The organism is Actinomadura sediminis, assembly GCF_042675525.1.
GTDB classification, from domain to species: domain Bacteria; phylum Actinomycetota; class Actinomycetes; order Streptosporangiales; family Streptosporangiaceae; genus Spirillospora; species Spirillospora sediminis.
On record NZ_JBHTJA010000062.1, the window covers coordinates 1 to 20761 of the forward strand.

The window sequence follows — 20761 nt, forward strand, 5'->3', positions numbered from 1 at the left end:
GACGTGCGGGGGCGCGGCGAAGCGCGCGCCGGTGCTCAGCGCCCGGGGATCGCGCGCGCCGCCGGGCGCGGCGGGGGCGGCCGGTGCCGCGCCGCCCAGCAGGTCGAGCAGCACCTGCTGGGCCTCGGGACGGCCCGCCGGATCCTTGGCGAGGCAGGCCGCGACGACGCCGCGCAGCGTGCCGGGAAGCGCGGACATGTCCGGCTCGTACTGCAGGATCCGGTGGAACACGGCGGAGATGTTGTCGTTGCCGAACGGGTGCCGCCCGGTCGCGGCGAACAGCATCGTCGCCGCCCACGCGAACATGTCGACGCCCGCGCCGAGGTCGCCGTCGGCGATCTGCTCGGGCGCCATGTAGGACGGGGTGCCCATGACCCCGCTGCCCCGGGACGACGACGAGCCGATCACCCGCGCGATGCCGAAGTCGATGACGCGCGGGCCGTCCGGCCCCATCAGGACGTTCGACGGCTTGAAGTCGCGGTGCAGGATCCCGGCGCGGTGGATCGCGGCGAGCGCGGTGACGGTGCCGATCGCGAGCCGGTCCAGGTCGGTTCCCGTGCGCGGCCCGCGCTCGCCGACCAGCGCGCTGAGCGACGGGCCGGGGACGTACTCGCTCACCACGTACGGGGCGTCGCCGGAGAAGTCGGCGTCCAGGACCTGCGCGGTGCAGAACCCGGCGACCCGCCCGATCACCGCGAGTTCCCGCTCGAACCGCGACCGCCATTCGGGGTTGCGGCTGAGCCGCGCCCGCAGCAGCTTGACCGCGGCCTGCGCGCCGTCCTCCCGCCGTCCCAGGTAGACGATGCTCTGCCCGCCCTCGCCCAGCCGTCCGGCCAGCTCGTACCGGCCCAGCCGCGCGGGGTCCCCGGGCAGCAGGGGGTCGACGCCCGTCATGGGTGCTCCTCCGTCGCACGCGATCCGCCACGGGAGTCGTACCCGCGGCGGCACCGGATGGCCACTCCGCATCCACATGAATTGGACGCGGGTGACGAGCCGCGCGTTCTCCGTGACCGACGGTCACTTCGGGCGTCGGCGTCCGGTCCCCCGGTGCGGTCCCCCGGGTGCGGTCAGCCCTTCTCGAGGAAGTCGGCGCGCTCCTCGTCAAGGAGGGACGCGAGCTCGGCGGCCAGGCCCGGATGGTCCGCGAGATCCGGGTCGGTCTCGACGAGCGCGGTCGCCTCCTCGCGGGCGTCGCGGATGACGTCCTCGTCCCGCTGCAGGGTGAGCAGCCGCAGGCTGGACGTGCGGCCCGCCTGCGCGGCGCCGAGGACGTCGCCCTCGCGGCGCTGCTCGAGGTCGAGCCGCGACAGCTCGAACCCGTCGGTGGTCGACGCGACCGCGTCGAGCCGCTCGCGGGCCTTCGACCCCGGCTCGGCGTCGGTGACCAGGAGGCACAGCCCGTGCAGGGACCCCCGGCCGACCCGGCCGCGAAGCTGGTGGAGCTGCGACACGCCGAACCGGTCCGCGTCCATGATCACCATCACGGTGGCGTTGGGGACGTCGACGCCGACCTCGATCACCGTGGTGGCGAGCAGGACGTCCAGTTCCCGGTCGGTGAACCGGCGCATCACCGCGTCCTTCTCGTCGGGCGGCAGCTTCCCGTGCAGGACGCCGATGCGGAGCCCCGCGAGGAGCTCCTCCAGCTTCGGCAGCAGCTCCATGATCCCCAGCGGGGACCGGCGGTCCTCCTCGCCCCCGTACGCGTCGCCCTCGTCGCCCTCCTGCTCGCCGATGCGCGGGCACACGATGTAGATCTGCCTGCCCTGCCCGGCCTCCTCCTTGATGCGCTCCCACGTCCGCGCGAGGAACGCGGGCTTCTCCGGCGGGACCACGACGGTCTGGATCTGCGAGCGGCCCGCCGGGAGCTGCCCCAGCACGGACGTCTCCAGGTCGCCGAAGACGGTCATCGCGACCGTCCGCGGGATCGGGGTCGCCGTCATGACCAGCACGTGCGGCCGTCCCCCGGCGGTCTTCTCGCGGAGCGCGTCGCGCTGCTCGACGCCGAACCGGTGCTGCTCGTCCACGACCACCAGGCCGAGATCGGCGAACTGCACCGACTCCTGGAGCAGCGCGTGCGTCCCGACGACGATGCCCGCCGCGCCGGACGCCGCGTCCAGCATCGCCTCCTTGCGGGCCTTCGCGCCCAGCGATCCGGTCAGCAGCGCCACCCGGGTCGCGTTCTCGGCCCCGTCGAGCTGCCCGGCGCGCGCCAGTTCCCCCAGCATCCCGGTGATCGACCGGTGGTGCTGCTGCGCGAGGACCTCGGTCGGCGCCAGCAGCGCCGCCTGCCCGCCGCCGTCCACCACCTGCAGCATCCCCCGCAGCGCCACGATCGTCTTTCCGGCCCCCACGTCGCCCTGGAGGAGCCGGTGCATGGGGTGCTCGCGGGCGAGGTCGGCGGCGATCTCCGCGCCGACCGCGCGCTGGCCGTCGGTCAGCTCGAACGGCAGCCGGGCGTCGAAGTCGGCGAGCAGCCCGGACGGCCGGGGCGGGCGCGGCGTCGCGGGCAGCGCGCCCGCGGCGCGGCGGCGCTGCGCCAGGGCGACCTGGACGACGAACGCCTCGTCCCACTTGAGGCGGGCCTTCGCGCGGCCCAGCTCGTCCCAGCTCTTCGGCCGGTGGATGCCCTCGTACGCCTCGCGCAGGCCGATGAGGCCGCGGCGGCGCAGCAGCGACGCGGGCATCGGGTCGGCGGGCAGTTCCAGGCCGTCCAGCACCGTGCCGACGGACTTGCTGATCGCCTCGATGTCGAGGCCCTTGGTGGACGGGTAGATCGGGATGATCTCGTCGGCCCACTCCTGCGCGGCCTGCTCGGCGGTCTTCTCCGCGACGACCTTGTACTGCGGGTGGGTGAGCTGCCGCTGCACCTGCCCGCTGCGCGGCACGTAGGTGCTGATCTTGCCGGCGAACAGGCCGCGGGTGCCCGGCGACAGGTCCTTCTCGGGCCGGTAGGAGCCCTTGCGGCCGAAGAAGCTCAGCTTGAGCCGGCCGGTGCCGTCCGTGACGGTGATCTCCAGGACGTAGCCGGGGCTGCGGGAGATGGTGCGGCCCTGCACCTTGACGACCTCGGCCATGACCGTGACGTGCTCGCCGTCCTGCAGCCCGCTGAGCGGGGTCAGCTCGCCGCGGTGCGCGTACCGGCGCGGGTAGTGGTGCAGGAGGTCGCCGACGGTGTGCAGGTCGAGGCCCTTCTCCAGCACCTTGGCCGTCTTGTCGCCGAGTACCTTCCGCAACGGCTCGTCGAGATTCGCCACGCCGTCCTTTGTAGCCCATACCGGTGACGTGAATCAGGCGCCTCGGGCGGGAGGCCCCGCGTTCGCGCAGGCCGATTCGCTCAACGCGTGCGCGGTGGGCTACCCTGATCCATGCGCCTCGTCCAGGCGTTCCCTCGTGAGCGCCGATGATGTCCGGTTCGCCCCCTACGGCGACGGGCGGCGCTCCGGTTAGACATCGACACCCACTTGGAGTTTCCCGTGGCTTCCGTTTGCGACGTCTGCGGCAAGGGACCCGGTTTCGGCATGCGCGTCTCCCACTCGCACCGCCGCACCCCGCGCCGCTGGAACCCCAACATCCAGCGCGTGCGCGCCGTCGTGAACGGCGGCACGAAGCGGATCAACGCCTGCACGTCCTGCATCAAGGCCGGCAAGATCGTCAAGCCCACGGTCTGACCGCGGGCACGAAGGCCGGCCCATCGGACGCGTCCGGTGGGCCGGCCTTTCGCATGCCCGCGGCTCTCAGGCGCGCCGCATGTGGGCGCGATGCGTCCAGGCGTGGTCGACGGGGCCGATGCCGGTGCCGAGGGGGAAGCCCGCGGCGATGGCGCCCGTCACGTACTCCTTGGCGCGGGCGACGGCCGTGGGGACGTCCGCGCCCAGCGCCAGGTGCGAGGCGATCGCGGACGCCAGCGTGCAGCCCGTCCCGTGGGTGTGCCGGTTGTCGTGCCGGGGGGCGGCGAACCGGTGCTCGCGCTCCCCGTCGAACAGCAGGTCGGCGGGCTCGCCCGGCAGGTGGCCGCCCTTCACCAGCACCCACCGCGGGCCCAGCGCCTTGACCGCCTCGGCGGCCTCGCGCATCCCCGACTCGTCCACCACCTTGACGCCCGTGAGCTGCTCCACCTCGTACAGGTTCGGGGTGACGACGGTCGCGGCGGGCAGCAGCGTCCCGCGGACGGCATCGACGGCCTCGGGCGCGAGCAGCGAGTCGCCGTGCTTGGACACGCCGACCGGGTCGACCACGGAGGGGGCGTCGGACGCGGCGAGGGCCTCGGCGACCGTCTCGACGAGCGCGGTGGAGGCGAGCATCCCGGTCTTGAGCGCGTGCACCCCGATGTCGGACAGGACGGAGTCGAGCTGGGCGCGCACGGCCTCCACGGGCAGCTCCCAGTAGCCCTGGACGCCGAGGGAGTTCTGCGCGGTGACGGCGGCGATCACGCTCATGCCGTGCACGCCGAGGGCGAGCATGGTCTTCAGGTCCGCCTGGATGCCGGCGCCGCCGCCGGAGTCGGAACCGGCGATGGTGAGGACGAGCGGCGGAGCCTGGGCGGCGGGCGCATCATGGGACATGCGCCCACCTTATTCCGGATCGTCCCGTTGCGGCCCGCCCCCGGGGCCGGGCGAGCGGCTCAGGCGAGGGCGCACTCCAGCTCGTTGAGCACGCAGTAGGTCGGCTTGGCGGGCGTGCCGCTCGCGGTGAAGACGATCTTCACGGCGTCGCCCGCGGGGATCGCGGTGGTCCCGTGCACCTTCGTGAGCCGCCCGACCTCGGCGACGGCGGCGCCCCGCACCTCGGCGACCACGGCGTTCGGGATCTTGAAGGCGAGGGCCCACTCGGCGACCGGCCGCTCCCCCTGGTTGGCGATCGTGGCGGTCGCCTCGAACCCGTCCGCGTCGCGGGACGCCACGGCGAACGCGACGACGAGCCCGTCCGGCCGTCCGCCGGACGCCTCGGCCCCCTGCCCGGGGCCGTGCTGGAGCACCTGGCCGTCGTTGGCGGTGGCCTGCGGATCCTTGGGGACCCCGCCGGCGAAGTTGAGCGAGATCTGCTGCGTGCTCAGCGCGTACGACACGATCCCGACGGCGATCACGAGCGCGACGATCGGCATCAGCGGGAACGGCAGGGAGCCGACGAACCGGGCGACCCGCCGCGGCTTGGACGTGTTCGCCCCGGTGCCGCCCGCCGGGCCGGCGTCCACGGGGCCCGCCGAGCCGGGGCCCAGCGGCCCCGCAGGCGGGCCGGAACCGGGCGGGGGCGGGACGCCTTGCCCGGGCCGCACCGTGGGCGCACCGTCGGGCAGGGTGGCGCGAGGACCGATCTGGGGGCCGGTCCGGGGGCCGCCGGACGCCGGGCCGTGCTCGCGCGGCCGCCGGTGGTTCCCCGGGCGGGACACGAAGACCTGGTCGTCGGTCGGGCCGGTGAAGCCGTCGTAGCGAGGTCCGGTGGACGGACCGAGGGGCCGGCCCGGCGGCGCCTGCGCGCTCGATCCGGGCTCGTCCTCGGGCTGCTCGGGTTTGGAGTGTCGTCCCATTCCATTCCTCGTCGGTCAGGGGATGTATACCAAACCGGCACCAAATATGCCTACCGGCCCGACGAACGCCCTGCACATCTCAAATTCGGTTAAAGCTCCGTTCACATGCGGAAATGGTCCCATCCCCCGCCTTCTGGAACGCGCCCGTCGACCCGGACGCCCGTTCCGCGCGCGACCGCGCCGATCCGCGTCCAGGACGGCGGCAGGATCGCCGCCGCCGGGAACGTACCGGCGAACGCGTGGTCCTCGCCACCGGTGAGCGCGTGCCGCAGCCCGTCGGGGCCGAGGACGGCCGCGACGGGGACCGCCGCGGACTCGACGTCGATCCGTACCCCGCTCGCCCCGGCGATGTGCGCGAGGTCCTGCAGCAGCCCGTCGCTGACGTCCAGCAGGGCGGTCGCGCCCAGCTCCCGCGCCTGCGGTCCCGCCTCGTAGGGCGGTTCCGGGCGCCGATGGGCCGCGATCACCTCCGCGGGGCCGTCCCGTCCGGCGGTGAGCAGCTCCAGGCCCGCCGACGCGAACCCGAGCCGCCCCCGGACGGCCACGGCGTCGCCGGGACGCGCCCCGGCCCGGGTGAGCGGCGCGCCGCCCCCGAGGTCGCCGAGCGCCGTGATCGCCAGCGTGATCTCCGGAGCCGCCACGACGTCGCCCCCCGCGACGGACGCCCCCGCGGCCTCGCACTCGTCCGCGAGGCCCGCGTACAGGCCGTCCGCCCACTCGGCGCCGGTATCGGGCGGCGCGGCGAACCCGACGAGGAGGGCGGTGGGCCGGGCGCCCATGGCGGCGACGTCCGCGAGGTTCTGCGCGGCGGCCTTGCGGCCGATGTCGTAGGGGCCCGACCAGTCGCGGCGGAAGTGCCGGCCCTCCACGAGCAGGTCGGTCGTCGCGACCACCCGCCCGTCCGGCGCGGCGATCACCGCCGCGTCGTCGCCGGGCCCGAGCGGCACCCGCGCGCCGCGCGGCAGCCGCGCCGTCAGCCGTTCGATCAGCCCGAACTCGCCCAGTTCCCCGATCGTCGCCATCCGCCCATGTTTTCATCGCGCGGCCGCCGGTTCGTACGGCCCCGACCGCCCGCCGGAGCGGGTAACGCGATACGGTGAACCGTCCGACGGCATTTTCTCCGCCCGGGGAGGACGTGATGGTGCAGGCCTACATCCTCATCCAGACCGAAGTCGGCAAGGCAGCCGAGGTGGCGGGCCACATATCCGGCATGACCGGCGTCACGCGTGCGGAGGACGTCACCGGCCCCTACGACGTGATCGTCCGGGCGGAGGCGAACAACGTGGACGAACTCGGCAAGCTCGTCGTCGCGCAGATTCAGTCCGTCGAGGGGATCACCCGGACGCTGACCTGCCCGATCGTGCACATCTGACGGGAGCGCAAGCGGTCGATGGTGAAGCGTCGGGGGGCGCCGGCGACGGCCCTCGCCATGGTGGCGGCGCTGGCGGTGGCGTGCGGCGACGGTGCGGTGCAGGTCCGGCCGCCGGAGCCGGACGCGGCGGCGCGGCGGCTCTGCGAGGGGCTGCGGCTGCCGGAGAAACTGCACGGGCTGGACGGGCGGGACACCTCGCCGGAGTCGCCGCTGACGGCGGCGTGGGGATCGCCCGCGATCGGGCTGCGCTGCGGCGTCGCGCGCCCGGCGACGCTGCGGCCGGAGTCGCAGCTCGTCACGATCAACGGGATCGACTGGTACCCCACCCCCAGCGACCCGCCGGTCACCTTCACGGCGGTGGCCCGGCAGGCGTACGTGGAGGTGACGGTCCCGCCGGAGTACCACCCGGCCGGCGACGTCCTCATCGAGCTCTCCCCGGCGATCACGGCGACGATCCCGGAGAAGCCCGAGGGCCAGATCTGACCGGCCGCCTCACGCTGGACCGGGCAGGATCAGCTCGGCCATCTCGGCGAGCCGGTCGGCCATCCGGGCATAGGACGTGTATCCCATGCCCGCGTGCAGCAACGCGCCGGAGTAGGCGAGTTCGAGCGCCCCGAGCGTCCGCTCGTCGGCGTGGTCGCCCAGCGCGGCCGTGAGCCGCCCCCGGATCGCGCCGCCGATGCGGACCCGCAGTTCGCGGACGTCCGGGTCGGTGCCGAGCATCGCCGTCGTGCAGGCCGCCGCCAGCTCCGGCTCGTCCGACACCAGCAGCGCGATCTCCCGCAGCACCTCGATCACCCGCGCGCGGAGCGGCCCGTCCGCCGCCACCGGCGGCAGCGCGCGGAGCCGCCGCCAGAACACCTCGGTGATCAGGTGGTTCTTGGAGGCGAAGTAGGTGTAGGCGGTCGCGGGCGCGACCCCGGCGCGGCGGGCCACGTTGCGGACGGTCAGCCCGTCGTAGCCGCTCTCGCGGAGTTCGTCCACGGCGGCATCGGTCAGCCGCCGCACCGTATCGGCCTGCCGCTCGGTGAGCCGCCGCCGCGTACCCTCGGTCGCCACCTGTTCCCCCGACACGTGTCCAGACGTTATTCCAGGACCGGGAACCGCCGCAACATCACCGGAGCGAGGCCGCCCCGGGCCCGCAGGGGCAAGGTTCGCTCCGGCCGCCCCCGCGGGGGTCGGGGTGGGGCGGGTGGGACTCGAACCCACTCAGCGCGAGGCACCTGCTTTACAGGCAGGCCCGACTCTCCGGCGTCGGCGCCGCCCCGGGCGCGGGCCCGCGTCCTGTGGGGCGCGGCCCGCGTCGTGCCTCCGGAGGGATTCGAACCCCCATCGCACAGCACCTCATGCTGTCGTCTCTGCCGTTGGACTACGGAGGCGTCGTGCGGCTCCCGGGATTCGAACCCGGAACGTCCACTTCCTGAGAGTGGCCCCTCTGCCGATTGGGGTAGAGCCGCGCGTGTCGGGCGAGGAGGCGTCGCTCGCGGCGGCTCGGGCGGTGAGGGCCTTAGGAGGCGGGATACCGGCCGGGGCGGGCGTGCGACGCCGAGGGCAGTCGGCCGCCAAGTCGATACAGCGTCAGTGCCATGGCCGGTCCTCCTCTCGGGGTCTCGCGTCACCGTCGTCGACGGGCTGACGTGATCTACGGTGCCATCCGGGGCGGCGGCGGCACAATCGGTTTTTCTCAGGCCCCGTCGGCCGGGGGCGCCAGCATGCCGATGAGGAGGATCAGCCAGAACGCGATCATGATCCAGCCGAGGGCGATGCCGGTGAGGGCGAGGCCGAGGCCGCGTTCGCCGGAGCGGCGGACGCGTCCCCACGCCAGGTGCCCGGCGACGATGGCCGGGATGGACGGGAGGCCGCACGTCACGAGGCCGACGAGCCCGAACGTGAGGGCGTAGATCGCGTAGCTGTTGAGCGGCGGCTTCACGTGCGGGTCGACCGGCGGGCGGTGGCTCGGGGGCCGGTGGTTCGGGAGGCCGTAGGACGGGCGGGTCGCGACGGCGTCGGCGTACCGGTGCCACGAGTCGGCCTCGGCGGTGCGGCCCTGCCGGCGGAGCAGCTCGGCGAGGTTGCGCATCGCCGCCGGATCGCCCGCCTGGGCGGCCTGCCGGTACTGCCGCTCGACGAGGGCCTCGGCCTCGCCGTCGGCGAGCGCGGGCCCCGGGTGCGCCGGGCGGGCCAGGTGCGCCGGGCGGGCCGCGGACGGGTTCGTGCTCGGCTGGAACGGCGGGTTCGTGTCCGGCTGCGGCGGTGTGCGGACGCCGCCGGAGATGAGGCCGTCGAGGAGTTCCTGGGCGGACGGGCGGTGCGCCGGATCCTTCGCGAGGGCGCGGCGCACGGCCCGCAGGAGCGAGCCGCCGAGCCCGCCCAGGTCCGGTTCGGCGCTCATGATCCGGTGGATGATCGCCGGGAGGGAGTCGCCCGCGAAGCAGGTGTCGGCGCGGGCGGCGAACGCGACGGTGGCGCCCCACGCCCAGACGTCCGAGGCGGGGGACGCGCCGCGCCCGTCGAGCTGCTCGGGGGCCATGAAGGCGGGGGTGCCGACGATGCCGCCGGTCGCGGTCAGCCGCGTCCCGCCGAGGGAGCGGGCGATGCCGAAGTCGATGACGCGCGGCCCGAAGGTGGACAGCAGGACGTTCGCGGGCTTGAGGTCGCGGTGGACGACGCCGGCGTCGTGGATGGCGGTCAGCGCGGTGGCGATGCCGACCGCGACGGCCTCCAGGTCGGCGCCGCGCAGCGGCCCGCCCTCGGCGACGGCGGCGTCGAGGCTCTGCCCGTTGACGAACTCCGTCACGAGGTACGGGGGGTCGGCGCGCGGGTCGGCGTCCAGGACGGGGGCGGTGCAGAACGGGCGGACGCGCTGGGCGGCCCGCACCTCGGACTCGAACCGGGCCCGGTACTGCGGGTCGGCGGCGTACTCGCGCCGGATGACCTTGATCGCGACCTTGCGGCCGGACGCGTCGGTGCCGGCGTAGACGGTGCCCATGCCGCCTTCGCCGAGCCGGTCCATCACCCGGTACGGGCCGATGCGATCCGGGATCTCGGCGTGCCACACGGGTGCGTTCTCCTCGGGGTGGGGACAGTCGCCCTAAGCGTGGCATATCCGGCCACCCGCCGCCGCGACGAACGATCTCGCCCAGGTCTCGCTTCGGGCCGGACGGAACCGGGCGGGGCCGGTCCGCGTCTCACGCGAATGCGCGCACGTACGGTCCCGGCGGCCGCGATGGCGGCCGCGGCGGTGACGGTGTCGGGCGGCTGCGCCCTGCGGGCCGGGGAGGCCCCGGAGCCGGTGCCCCCGCCGCCGATGGCCCTGGTCGGCTACCGGGACTGCGAACGACTGCTGGACGGGCTGCGGCGCACGACCGCCGCGCAGGTGGGGCCGGGCGGGACGGCCGCTCCGGACTCGTCGGCGCCCGAGCGGCGTGGGCCGGCGGCGCCCGCCGTGCCCGGCGCGGCGGCCGTCCCGGAACATTCCCGGACGAACGCGCACGAGCGCGGCGCGGACGAGCCCGACCTCGTCAAGACGGACGGGCGCCGCATCGTCGCCCTCGGGGACGGCGGCCTGCACGTCATCGATCCCGTGTCCAGGAAGGTCGCGCACACGCTGGACCTTCCCGGGGACGACCGGGGCGCCGAACGGCGGCTCCTCATGGACGGCGACCGCGTCCTGGTGCTGGAGTCGCGGCGCGCGTTCGTGGCCCTCGAAGGCCGGGCGCGGCTCCCGGGCGGCGGCCCGCCGCCGCGCCCGTCCCCGCCGCCCGCTCCCCCGGCCCCGCGCACCCGGCTGACGCTCGTGGACGTCTCCGCCGCGCCGCGCGTCGTCGCCACGCTGACGTCCGAGACCGAGTACGTGGACGCGCGGCGGAACGGCGGTACCGTCCACCTCGTCGTCCGGTCGACCCCGCGGATCGGCTTCCCGGAGCCGCGCCCGGGCGGGCCGGCGGGACGGGACGAGGAGGCCGCGATCGCGGCGAACCGGCGCGCGGTGATGCGGGCGCCCCTGGACGCCTGGCTGCCCGTGTTCCGCGTCGACCGGGGCGGCGGGCGGCAGGCCGGGCATCGGGCGCCGTGCGACCGGGTGAGCCGCCCGGCCGCGTACGCCGGGAGCGGGTCGATGCTCAGCGTGCTGACGCTCGACCTCGCGGGCGGGCTCGCCGACCCGCGCCCGATCGGCATCGCGGTCGACGGGTCCGCGGTCTACGGCAACGGGAAGAGCCTGTACATCACCGGTACGCCGCCGCGCCGGCACGCCGGCCGGCCGGCGCCCGCCGAACGCACGGACGTCCACAAGATCACGCTGCGGCCGGGCGGGCGCCCGGAGTACGCCGCGTCCGGATCGGTGCCGGGACACCTGCTGAACCAGTACGCGATGTCCGAACACGACGGGGATCTCCGCATCGCGACGACGTCCCGTCCCGGCGACCCGCGCACGTCGAGCAGCGCGCTGCACGTCCTGCGGCGGCGCGGGCCGCGCCTCGAGGTGATCGGGCGGGTGGGCGGCCTCGGCGAGACCGAGCGCATTCACGCGGTCCGCTTCACCGGGCCGACCGCCCACGTGGTGACGTTCCGCCGCACCGACCCGCTGTACGCGCTCGATCTGTCCGACCCGCGCCGTCCCCGCGTCACCGGCGAACTGAAGATCACCGGCTACTCCGCCTACCTGCATCCGGTGGCGGACGGGCGGATCCTCGGCGTCGGGCAGGACGCGGACGCGTCCGGGCGCGTCGAGGGCCTGCAGGTGTCGCTGTTCGACGTGACCGGCGCGCCGCGGCGGATCGACGCGTACCGGGTCCCGGGCGCGACGTCGGCCGCAGAGTTCGACCCGCACGCCTTCCGGTACTGGGCGCGCACCGGCCTCACCGTCCTGCCGGTGCGCGAACCCGGCGGCGGGACGGGCGAGGCGCTCGTCCTGACGGTGACCCGCGACGGCATCGCGCGGGCCGGCCGCGTCCGGCATCCCGGCGCGCCCGTCCGGCGGTCGCTCGTCATCGGCGGCACCCTCTGGACGTTCTCGGACGCCGGGGCCCGCGCGTCCGACGCCGCCACGCTCGCCGACCGCGGCCTGCTCCGCTACGGCTGACGCGGGCCGTGCGTCAGCGCAGCCCGGTGGTGCGGGCGGCGGCGGTCCGGATGAGGCGGTCGACGAGGGACGGGTAGTCCAGGCCGGTCGCGGCCCACATCTGCGGGAACGCCGACGCGGGCGTGAAGCCAGGCATCGTGTTGATCTCGTTGAGGACCCAGCGGCCGTCCGGCGTACGGAAGAAGTCGACGCGGGCGAGGCCCTCGCAGTCGAGCGCCTCGAACGCCTGGACGGCGATGCGCCGCACCTCCTCGACGGCCGCGTCCGGCAGGTCCGGCGGGATCGCCATCGTGGTGGCGCCGTCGAGGTACTTCGTCTCGAAGTCGTAGAAGTCGCTGTCGCCGGACGTCAGCACCTCGGCGGGCAGGCTCGCCTCGGCCGGGCCGTCGTCGACGCCCTGCAGCACGCCGCACTCGATCTCGCGGCCCTCGATCGCGGCCTCCACGACGACCTTCGGGTCGTGCTCGCGGGCCGCCTCGACGGCCGCCTCCAGGGCGTCCTCGGACGTGACGCGGCTGATGCCCATGCTCGACCCGGCCCGCGCGGGCTTGACGAACACGGCGCGGCCCGCGTCCAGGCCGAGTTCCTTGATCTCGTCGATCTTGCGCTTGCGTTCGCGGCGCCACTCCCGGTCGCCGACCAGCACGTAAGGGCCGACGGGCAGCCCCTGCGCCTGCCAGACGAGCTTCATGAAGCCCTTGTCCATGCCGACCGCGCTGGCCAGCACCCCCGCGCCGACGTACCGGATGCCCGCCAGGTCGAGCATGCCCTGGATGGTGCCGTCCTCGCCGAAGGGGCCGTGCAGCAGCGGCAGGACGACGTCGACCTCGCCGAGCTCGGTGGGGACCTCCCCCGGGGCTGCGGCGATCAGGCCGCGGCCGGCGGGGTCGAACGGCAGCGCGAGCGCCGTGCCGGTGCCGTCCACCTCGGGCAGCACGCCGTCCTCGATCGCGAGCCGCTGGTCGCCGGACGCCAGCACCCAGCGGCCGTCGCGGGCGATGCCGATCGGCACCACCTCGTAGCGGTCCCGGTCGATCGCGGCCATCACGGCTCCGGCGGTGACGCAGGAGATCGCGTGCTCGCTGCTGCGCCCGCCGAACACGACGGCCACGCGGATCTTGGAATGGGACATGATCCCCGACCCTACCGCTGCGGGGCCGGGGTCGGCCACGAGCGCCCCGGGCGTGCCCACCGGGACGTCCACCGCAGGTCACACGCCATAACGCTCCGCCTTCGGGGACCGGGAGATCAGCGACACGGCCGCCTCCTTGATCGGCATGCCGTGGTGCAGGACGGCCGTGACCGCCTCCGTGATCGGCATCTCCACGTTGTGCTTGCGGGCCAGTTCCATCACCGCCTCCGCCGACTTGACGCCCTCGGCGGTCTGCTTCGTCACCGAGATGACCTGCTCCAGCGTCATGCCCCGGCCGAGGTTCTCCCCGAACGTCCGGTTGCGCGACAGCGGCGACATGCAGGTCCCGACGAGGTCGCCCATCCCGGCGAGGCCCGCGAAGGTGTGCTCGTCCGCGCCCATCGCCACCCCGAGCCGGGTGATCTCGGCGAGGCCGCGGGTCATCAGCACCGCCTGGGTGCTGGCGCCGAAGCCGAGCCCGACCGACATCCCGACGCACAGCGCCACGATGTTCTTCACCGCGCCGCCCAGCTCGCAGCCGACCACGTCCGTGGACGTGTACACGCGGAAGTACGGGGTCATCGTCGCCGCCTGCAGGCGCCGCGCGGCGTCCTCGTCCGCGCACGCCGCGACGGCCGCGCCGGGCTCCCCGCTCGCGATCTCCCGCGCCAGGTTCGGCCCGCAGAACACCGCGACCCGCTCCTGCGGGACGTCCGCGACCTCCCGCACGACCTCCGACATCCGCAGCGTCGTCCCGTCCTCCACGCCCTTCATCAGGCTCACCATGACCGCGCCGGGCGGCAGGTGCGGCAGCCACCCGGCGAGGTTCGCCCGGAGCGTCTGCGCGGGGACGGCCAGCGCGACGAAGTCGGCGCCGTCGAGGGCCTCGACGGGGTCGAGCGTGGCGCGCATCCCCTCGGGCAGCGCGATGCCCGGCAGGTAGTCGGTGTTCTCGTGCCGGTCGTTGATCGCCTCGACGACTCCGGGCCGGCGGCCCCACAGGACCACCTCGCCGCCCGCGTCGTGCAGCAGCTTGCCGAACGTGGTGCCCCAGGAGCCCGCGCCCATCACCGCGGTCTTGAACGTCACGAGCCCGCCGCCTCGCTCCGGGGGGAGCGCGCCCCGGCGTCCTCTCCGGCACCGTCTCCGGCACCGTCCCCGGCACCGTCTCCGGCGTCGTCCGCGGCCGGACGGGCGCCGGGCACCGCCGCCCGGCGGCGTTCCTCCAGCACCCGGTGGTGGTCGTAGAGTTCCGCGGGCGGCTCCTCGCCGCGCAGCTCGCCGAGCAGCCCGGCGATCGCCGCCATGATGTCGTCGGTCGCGGCGCGCAGCGTCTCCCGGTCGAGCGGCCGCCCCGCGTACCGCGACAGGTCGACGGGCGGTCCCGCGGCGACCCGCATCGTCTTGCGGGGGAAGGGGTGGAAGCCCTTCTTCAGGCCGCCCGCGAGACCGGTCTGCTCGCCCTTCTTGTACGGCAGCAGCTCGTGCGCGCCCCAGCTCGCCACCGGCACGACCTTCGCGCCCGTCTTCAGCGCCATCCGCGCCACGCCCGTCTGGCCGGTCATCGGCCACAGCTCGGGGTCGCGGGTGCAGCTCCCCTCGGGGTAGAACATCAGGCACTCGCCGTCCAGCAGCGCGCGCTCGGCGTCCTTGAGCGCCAGCGCCGCGTCCGCCGTGTCCCGGTACACGGGGATCTGCCCGGTGCCGCGCAGCACCGCCCGGATGAACCGCACGTCGAACAGCGTGGACTTGGCCAGGTAGACGGGGTAGCGGCCCGACTCGTAGACGAAGTGGGCGAGCGCCAGCGGATCGGACTCGGAGATGTGGTTCGCGGCGATGATCACACCGCCTTCCCCGGGCACGTTCTCCCGGCCCCGCCAGTCCCGTTTCAGCAGCCCGAACAGCAGCGGGCGCAGGATGACGATCGTGAGCTTGCGCCAGGCCGGCGAATACCCGTGGCTCATGCCCCGTCCCCTTCCGATCCGTACCCCGGATGAACGCGGGGTGTCCTCAAGTTTCGCGGTTCCGTGCGCATAGTGTCGAGTTGCCATGTCTTCTGATGCCGCGCCCAGCGCGCCCCGCCTCCAGTGGTCGCTCGTCGTACCGGTCAAGGTCCTCGCCAGGGCCAAGACCCGGATGTCCGCCATCGCGGGCCCGCACCGGCGGGACCTCGCGCTGGCCGTGGCCACCGACACGGTCGCCGCGGCGCTGCGCTGCGACCGCGTCCGCCATGTGATCGTCGTCACCGACGACCCCCTTCCGGCCGCCGAACTGGCCGCGCTCGGCGCCCGGATCGTGCCCGACGAGCCCGACGCGGGCCTCAACCCGGCCCTGGAGTACGGGGCCGCGCGGGGCCGGGAGGCCGCCCCGGACGCGGGCGTGGGGGCGCTTTCCGCTGACCTGCCCGCATTGCGGCCGGACGAACTCGCGCGCGTCCTCGACGCCGCCGCGGCCGCGCCGCACGCGTTCGTCCCGGACGCGGCGGGCGTCGGCACCACCCTGTACACCGCGCGCCCCGGCGTCCCGTTCGCCCCCGCGTTCGGGCACGGCTCGCGCGCCGCGCACCGCGCCGGGGGCGCCCGGGAACTGGTCCTGGACTCCATCGACAGCGTACGCCGGGATGTGGACACGCCGGACGATCTTCGAGCGGTCCTCGCGCTCGGCGCGGGCCCGCACACCGCGTCCGTCGCGGCCCGGCTCGCCCTCGCCGCCGACGCGTGAGCGGCGCGCGCGTCGTAGGGTGACCGGCATGCAGGGGACGGTGCGGACGTTCGACGACGAGACGCGCTCGGGAAGCGTGCTGCTGGACGACGGGTCGGAGCTGCCGTTCGACGCCGCGGCGTTCGACGCGGGCGGGCTGCGGCTGCTGCGGTTCGGGCAGCGGGTCAACCTCGCGGTGCACGAGGGCCGGGTCACCGTGGTGACGCTGTCGACGTTCCCGCTGCCGCCGTCTCCCTGACCCGGGACGGACGGCCCCCGGACGGACCCCCGGACGGACGGCCCCGGACATACGAAGGCGCCCGGACATACGAAGGCGCCCGGGACCGTGCCGATGGGTCCCGGGCGCCGTCGCTTGTGGCTACTTCTTTCCGGCCACCAGGTTCTTGAAGTCGGCGCCCGCCTTGAACTTCGGCACGGACGTCGCCGGAACCTCGATGGTCTTGCCCGTTGCGGGGTTGCGAGCCGTACGGGCAGGCCGGTCGGCCTTCTCGAACGATCCGAACCCGGTGATCGCGACCTTGTCGCCCTTGGCGACGGCGGTCTGGATCGCCTCCAGGATGGCGTCGACGGCCTCGGCTGCGGCCTTCTTGCTGCCCAGCCGGTCAGAGATGGCGTCGACCAGCTCACGCTTGTTCATGGGTTACTCCTCTAGTTCCCCCCTTGCCCGAACGAAACTAAGGGACCCTCAGCACCGACACAATCACCTGCACGCAATCGCTGGCGTGTCGCCGCCGTTTTTGTCGTTCTCGTCCCCGTCTCGCCGGGTGACCGGACCGGATCCGGCCACTGCGCACGCTAACGGACGTCGGGCGCGTCTTGGAAATCGGCGAGGAACGTCTCCAGCCTGCGCGCGGCCAGGGCGGCGTCCCGCTTCGCCAGATCGGTGATCGCCAGGAGGTGCCGGATGAGCCGCTGCCGGACGGACGGCGGGAGCGGCGCGACGGCGCGGTGGGCGTCGCGCAGCTGCCGCGCGAGCCGGGTCAGCTCCGGGTCGTCCCATGCCGGTCCGTCCCACGGGGCCGAGGTCATGTGCCTTCCCCCCAACGGTCGTTCGGGCCTCCGCACACCTCGATTGTCGCCGGTGCGCCCGGGTGCTCCGGCACCCGGGTACGCCGAAGGCCCGGACCGGTCCCTTCCCGATCCGGGCCGACACACCCATGGCCGCCCGCCCTTACGGCGTCCCCGGGCTCACGGCGTCCCCGGGCTTAAAGGGTCACCGGCTTCCAGGGCTGGCGGGTGGCCTCGAAGTCGGCGATGGCGTCGGCGTGGCGGAGGGTGAGGCCGATGTCGTCCAGGCCCTCCATCAGGCGCCAGCGGGTGTAGTCGTCGATCTCGAAGGTCGCGGTCTCGGCGCCGTGGCGGACCTCGCGGTTCGCGAGGTCGACGGTGATCTCCAGCGCCGGGTCCTTCTCGACGAGGGTCTGCAGGTGCTCGACCCGGTCGCCGGGGAGGACGACCGGCAGCAGGCCCATCTTCGTGGAGTTGTTGCGGAAGATGTCGCCGAAGCGGGGCGCGATGACGACGCGGAAGCCGTACTGCTGCAGGGCCCAGACGGCGTGCTCGCGGGACGAGCCGGTGCCGAAGTCGGGGCCGGCGACCAGGATCCCGGCGCCCGCGTACTGCGGCTGGTTGAGGACGAATCCGGGGTCCTCGCGCCACGCGGAGAACAGGCCCTTGTCGAAGCCGGTGCGGCTCACCTGCTTGAGCCACACGGCGGGGATGATCTGGTCGGTGTCGACGTTGCTGCGGCGCAGCGGGACCGCGCGCCCGGTGTAGGTCGTGAACGCTTCCATCGTGGTTCCTCAGAGGTCGGCGGGAGCGGCCAGGCGGCCGGTGACGGCGGTGGCGGCGGCGACGGCGGGCGACACCAGGTGGGTGCGGCCGCCCGGGCCCTGCCGTCCTTCGAAGTTGCGGTTGGACGTCGAGGCGCTGCGCTCGCCCGGGGTGAGCTTGTCGGGGTTCATGGCGAGGCACATCGAGCAGCCCGCCTCCCGCCATTCGGCGCCCGAGGCGTAGATGACCGCGTCGAGGCCCTCTTCCTCGGCCTGCTTCTTGACCTTCATGGAGCCCGGGACGACCAGCATGCGGACGCCGTCGGCCACCTTGCGGCCCTTGAGGACGTCCGCGACGGCGCGCAGATCCTCGATGCGTCCGTTGGTGCAGGAGCCGACGAAGACGGTGTCGACGGGGATCTCGCGCAGCGGCGTCCCGGCGGTGAGGCCCATGTACTCCAGGGCGCGCTCGGCGGCCTGCCGCGCGACGGGGTCGTCGAACGACGCGGGGTCGGGGACGGACTCGCCGAGCGGGAGCCCCTGGCCGGGATTGGTGCCCCAGGTGACGAAGGGGGTCAGCTCGGCGGCGTCGATGACGATCTCCTTGTCGAAGACCGCGTCGTCGTCGGTGCGCAGGGACGTCCAGTACTCGACGGCCGCGTCCCAGTCGGCGCCCTGCGGCGCGTGCGGGCGGCCCTCGATGTAGTCGAAGGTCGTCTGGTCCGGGGCGATCATGCCCGCGCGGGCGCCGGCCTCGATCGACATGTTGCAGACGGTCATGCGGCCTTCCATCGACAGCGAGCGGATCGCCGCGCCGCGGTACTCGATGATGTGGCCCTGGCCGCCGCCGGTGCCGATCCGGGCGATGATCGCGAGGATGAGGTCCTTGGCGGTGACGCCCGCGGGCAGCTCGCCCTCGACGGTGACGGCCATCGTCTTCGGCTTGACCTGCGGCAGCGTCTGGGTGGCGAGGACGTGCTCGACCTCGCTGGTGCCGATGCCGAACGCGAGCGCGCCGAACGCGCCGTGCGTGGAGGTGTGCGAGTCGCCGCACACGACCGTCATGCCGGGCTGGGTCAGGCCGAGCTGCGGGCCGATGACGTGGACGATGCCCTGCCCGTCGTCGCCCATCGGGTGCAGCCGGACGCCGAAGTCGGAGCAGTTCTTGCGCAGCGTCTCGACCTGGGTGCGCGACACCGGGTCGGCGATCGGCTTGAGCAGGTCGGTCGTCGGGACGTTGTGGTCCTCGGTGGCGATCGTCAGGTCGGGACGGCGGACCTGGCGGCCGTTCAGCCGCAGCCCGTCGAACGCCTGCGGGCTGGTGACCTCGTGCACCAGGTGCAGGTCGATGTAGAGGAGGTCGGGCTCGCCCTCGGCCCGCCGTACGACGTGCGCGTCGTACACCTTCTCGGCCAGTGTCCGGCCCATCGCTCCCACCTCACCTGTACTGAATCGTCCGGCGCGTCGTGTTAGATCACTTTTGCGCCGCTGGTCTCGTCCGCCCCGATTTGCATCTCACATTCCGAGACTGCAATATCAAGACATGGACAACTCTAGCGGAGTCGGCGTACTTGACAAAGCGGTTCTCGTACTGAACGCGCTCGAGGCGGGCCCGGCGTCGCTCGCCCAGCTCGTCCAGAGCACGGGCCTGGCCCGGCCGACCGCCCACCGGCTCGCCGTCGCGCTGGAGCACCACCGGTTCGTGCACCGCGACGCGCAGGGCCGTTTCATCCTCGGCCCGCGCCTCGCCGAGCTGTCCGTCGCGGCCGGCGAGGACCGCCTGCTGGCGATCGCCCAGCCGATCCTCTCCCAGCTCCGCGACCTGACGGGCGAGAGCGCGTCGCTGTTCCGCCGCCAGGGGGACGTCCGGGTGTGCGTCGCCGCCGCCGAGCGCAGCAGCGGCCTGCGCGACACCATCCCGGTCGGCGCCGCCCTCCCGATGACGGCCGGGTCCGCGGCGCAGATCCTGCTCGCGTGGGAGGAGCCCGACCGGCTGCACCGGGGCCTGCGGGGCGCGAAGTTCGAGGCCGCGACGCTCGCGTCCGTCCGCCGCCGGGGGTGGGCGCAGAGCGTCGGCGAGCGGGAGCAGGGCGTCGGCTCGGTGTCGGCCCCGATCCGCGGCGCCGCCGGACGGGTGATCGCCGCGGTCTCGGTGTCCGGCCCCCTCGAACGCCTCACCCGCTCCCCCGGCCGGCTGCACGCGGGCCCCGTCATCGCCGCCGCCGAGAAGATCTCCGAGGGGATGCGCCGCACCGCGTCCTGACCCGCCGCGGCCCCGGGCCCCCGGGCGCCGATAACCCCGAATCCCCGCGGCGGCGGGCGATTCGGCGTTAGCCTCCGAACGAGGAGGCGACGGTGCAGATCTCCGAGCTGAGCGACCGCAGCGGCCTGACGGTGCAGACGATCAAGTTCTACATCCGGCAGGGGCTGCTGCCCCGCGGCTCGGCGGTGAGCGCCACCCGCGCCGAGTACGGGCCGGCGCACCTGGAGCGGCTCCGGCTGATCGGCGCGCTGCGCGAGGTCGCCGGCCTGCCGGTGGCGGCGATCCGCACGATCGTGACCGCCGTGGACGACGGCGGCTCCGGCCTGCACGACCTGATCGGCACCGCGCAGCACGCCCTCGGCGGCGCGCCCGCCGAGGGGCCCCGCCCCGGCGCCGTCCCGCCCGACCCGGACCTGCGCGCCGCCCGGGAGGACGTCGACGCGCTCGTCCGCGAGCTCGGCTGGCGCGCCGCCGCCGACGCCCCCGCGCGGGACCTGCTCGCCGCCGCGTTCGTCTCGCTGCGCCGCCTCGGGTTCCCGGTGACGCTCGCCGATCTGCGCCCGTACGTCCGCGCGGCCGCGGACGTCGCCGAGCACGAGATCGCCCGCGTGGACGACGCCGCCCCGCGCGCCCGGACCGTCCAGTCGCTGCTGGTGTCGACCGTCGTGTACGAGCGGGTGTTCACGGCCCTGCACCGGCTGGCGCAGCAGGACGCCGCCGCCCGCCGGTTCGCCCCGTGACGGCGCCGTGTGTCCGATTTCACCCGCGCGAGGCTCTAGTATGGGACCCGCAGGTCGCACCTCAGGCTCACGGGGCCCGCGACCGCCGCAGCCGGCGGCGGAGCCAGTGGACCGCGCCCGTCACGGACTCTCGCCGGGGAGCCGTGCGCAAGGA

At 74.4% G+C, this 20761-nt stretch carries 22 protein-coding genes and 3 tRNA genes; 8 read left to right on the forward strand and 17 right to left on the reverse strand.

Annotated features, from left to right (window positions below):
• A partial coding sequence (locus tag ACFQ11_RS25150; protein ID WP_378302787.1) for a serine/threonine-protein kinase occupies positions 1-894 on the reverse strand: 894 nt, incomplete at its 3' end.
• Between the two features lie 173 nt (positions 895-1067).
• Complete coding sequence (gene recG / locus ACFQ11_RS25155; RefSeq protein ID WP_378302789.1) at positions 1068-3254, reverse strand: ATP-dependent DNA helicase RecG; 2187 nt, start codon at positions 3252-3254, stop codon at positions 1068-1070.
• A 219-nt stretch (positions 3255-3473) separates the two neighbouring features.
• Here recG and rpmB point away from each other — a divergent pair, with 219 nt between their 5' ends.
• Positions 3474-3668 carry a 50S ribosomal protein L28 gene (rpmB, locus tag ACFQ11_RS25160; protein ID WP_075907336.1) on the forward strand — a complete coding sequence of 65 codons (195 nt, stop codon included), beginning with the start codon at positions 3474-3476 and terminating at the stop codon, positions 3666-3668.
• 66 nt (positions 3669-3734) lie between these two features.
• On the opposite strand, the gene thiD is transcribed toward rpmB, so the two are convergent.
• The 3 genes from thiD to ACFQ11_RS25175 form a co-directional block, all read right to left on the reverse strand.
• A complete protein-coding gene (thiD, locus tag ACFQ11_RS25165) occupies positions 3735-4562 on the reverse strand; it encodes a bifunctional hydroxymethylpyrimidine kinase/phosphomethylpyrimidine kinase (protein ID WP_378302792.1) in 828 nt (275 codons plus the stop codon).
• Positions 4563-4621: 59 nt separating this feature from the next.
• Positions 4622-5524 (reverse strand): cellulose binding domain-containing protein, encoded by a 903-nt coding sequence (locus ACFQ11_RS25170; protein ID WP_378302794.1) that lies wholly within the window; start codon positions 5522-5524, stop codon positions 4622-4624.
• A 101-nt stretch (positions 5525-5625) separates the two neighbouring features.
• Complete coding sequence (locus tag ACFQ11_RS25175) at positions 5626-6546, reverse strand: thiamine-phosphate kinase (RefSeq protein WP_378302796.1); 921 nt, start codon at positions 6544-6546, stop codon at positions 5626-5628.
• Between the two features lie 116 nt (positions 6547-6662).
• Here ACFQ11_RS25175 and ACFQ11_RS25180 point away from each other — a divergent pair, with 116 nt between their 5' ends.
• Both ACFQ11_RS25180 and ACFQ11_RS25185 read left to right on the forward strand, forming a co-directional pair.
• A complete protein-coding gene (locus tag ACFQ11_RS25180; protein WP_378302798.1) occupies positions 6663-6896 on the forward strand; it encodes an Lrp/AsnC ligand binding domain-containing protein in 234 nt (77 codons plus the stop codon).
• An 18-nt stretch (positions 6897-6914) separates the two neighbouring features.
• Positions 6915-7379, forward strand: a complete 465-nt coding sequence (locus ACFQ11_RS25185; RefSeq protein ID WP_378302800.1) for a DUF3515 domain-containing protein — start codon at positions 6915-6917, stop codon at positions 7377-7379.
• A gap of 9 nt (positions 7380-7388) precedes the next feature.
• Here ACFQ11_RS25185 and ACFQ11_RS25190 read toward each other — a convergent pair whose 3' ends face one another.
• The 5 genes from ACFQ11_RS25190 to ACFQ11_RS25210 form a co-directional block, all read right to left on the reverse strand.
• Entirely contained in the window at positions 7389-7970 is a 582-nt protein-coding gene (locus ACFQ11_RS25190; protein ID WP_378302802.1) for a TetR/AcrR family transcriptional regulator, read from the reverse strand.
• A gap of 110 nt (positions 7971-8080) precedes the next feature.
• A tRNA-Tyr gene (locus ACFQ11_RS25195) sits at positions 8081-8163 on the reverse strand.
• 39 nt (positions 8164-8202) lie between these two features.
• Positions 8203-8275, reverse strand: a tRNA-Leu gene (locus ACFQ11_RS25200).
• Between the two features lie 4 nt (positions 8276-8279).
• Positions 8280-8353: transfer RNA gene (locus ACFQ11_RS25205), tRNA-Leu, on the reverse strand.
• Positions 8354-8580: 227 nt separating this feature from the next.
• Positions 8581-9954 (reverse strand): protein kinase domain-containing protein, encoded by a 1374-nt coding sequence (locus tag ACFQ11_RS25210; protein WP_378302804.1) that lies wholly within the window; start codon positions 9952-9954, stop codon positions 8581-8583.
• Positions 9955-10092: 138 nt separating this feature from the next.
• On the opposite strand from ACFQ11_RS25210, the gene ACFQ11_RS25215 reads away from it, so the two are divergent.
• Entirely contained in the window at positions 10093-11979 is a 1887-nt protein-coding gene (locus tag ACFQ11_RS25215; protein WP_378302806.1) for a beta-propeller domain-containing protein, read from the forward strand.
• A gap of 13 nt (positions 11980-11992) precedes the next feature.
• Here the strand turns inward: ACFQ11_RS25215 and ACFQ11_RS25220 are convergent, their stop codons facing one another.
• The 3 genes from ACFQ11_RS25220 to ACFQ11_RS25230 form a co-directional block, all read right to left on the reverse strand.
• The gene (locus ACFQ11_RS25220; RefSeq protein ID WP_378302808.1) at positions 11993-13111 is read right to left on the reverse strand and encodes a D-alanine--D-alanine ligase family protein; all 1119 of its coding nucleotides are present in this window, start codon (positions 13109-13111) and stop codon (positions 11993-11995) included.
• 78 nt (positions 13112-13189) lie between these two features.
• On the reverse strand, positions 13190-14179 hold the full coding sequence (locus tag ACFQ11_RS25225) for an NAD(P)H-dependent glycerol-3-phosphate dehydrogenase (RefSeq protein WP_378302859.1): 990 nt from the start codon (positions 14177-14179) through the stop codon (positions 13190-13192).
• A gap of 17 nt (positions 14180-14196) precedes the next feature.
• A complete protein-coding gene (locus tag ACFQ11_RS25230; protein WP_378302810.1) occupies positions 14197-15075 on the reverse strand; it encodes a lysophospholipid acyltransferase family protein in 879 nt (292 codons plus the stop codon).
• 85 nt (positions 15076-15160) lie between these two features.
• On the opposite strand from ACFQ11_RS25230, the gene cofC reads away from it, so the two are divergent.
• Both cofC and ACFQ11_RS25240 read left to right on the forward strand, forming a co-directional pair.
• A complete protein-coding gene (cofC, locus tag ACFQ11_RS25235; RefSeq protein ID WP_378302812.1) occupies positions 15161-15832 on the forward strand; it encodes a 2-phospho-L-lactate guanylyltransferase in 672 nt (223 codons plus the stop codon).
• Positions 15833-15860: 28 nt separating this feature from the next.
• Positions 15861-16070 (forward strand): cold-shock protein, encoded by a 210-nt coding sequence (locus ACFQ11_RS25240; RefSeq protein ID WP_378302814.1) that lies wholly within the window; start codon positions 15861-15863, stop codon positions 16068-16070.
• Positions 16071-16190: 120 nt separating this feature from the next.
• Here ACFQ11_RS25240 and ACFQ11_RS25245 read toward each other — a convergent pair whose 3' ends face one another.
• From ACFQ11_RS25245 to leuC, 4 genes are all read right to left on the reverse strand, one after another.
• Positions 16191-16469: an HU family DNA-binding protein gene (locus ACFQ11_RS25245; protein ID WP_026403810.1), complete on the reverse strand. Its 279-nt coding sequence runs from the start codon at positions 16467-16469 to the stop codon at positions 16191-16193.
• A gap of 158 nt (positions 16470-16627) precedes the next feature.
• Positions 16628-16861 carry an SCO5555 family protein gene (locus ACFQ11_RS25250; protein WP_378302816.1) on the reverse strand — a complete coding sequence of 78 codons (234 nt, stop codon included), beginning with the start codon at positions 16859-16861 and terminating at the stop codon, positions 16628-16630.
• A gap of 176 nt (positions 16862-17037) precedes the next feature.
• On the reverse strand, positions 17038-17625 hold the full coding sequence (gene leuD, locus ACFQ11_RS25255; protein WP_378302818.1) for a 3-isopropylmalate dehydratase small subunit: 588 nt from the start codon (positions 17623-17625) through the stop codon (positions 17038-17040).
• A 9-nt stretch (positions 17626-17634) separates the two neighbouring features.
• Positions 17635-19032 (reverse strand): 3-isopropylmalate dehydratase large subunit, encoded by a 1398-nt coding sequence (leuC, locus tag ACFQ11_RS25260; protein WP_378302820.1) that lies wholly within the window; start codon positions 19030-19032, stop codon positions 17635-17637.
• Between the two features lie 115 nt (positions 19033-19147).
• Between leuC and ACFQ11_RS25265 the strand changes: the two genes are divergently transcribed.
• The gene (locus tag ACFQ11_RS25265) at positions 19148-19867 is read left to right on the forward strand and encodes an IclR family transcriptional regulator (protein WP_151015700.1); all 720 of its coding nucleotides are present in this window, start codon (positions 19148-19150) and stop codon (positions 19865-19867) included.
• Positions 19868-19959: 92 nt separating this feature from the next.
• On the forward strand, positions 19960-20607 hold the full coding sequence (locus tag ACFQ11_RS25270; RefSeq protein ID WP_378302823.1) for a MerR family transcriptional regulator: 648 nt from the start codon (positions 19960-19962) through the stop codon (positions 20605-20607).
• Positions 20608-20761: the final 154 nt, after the last annotated feature.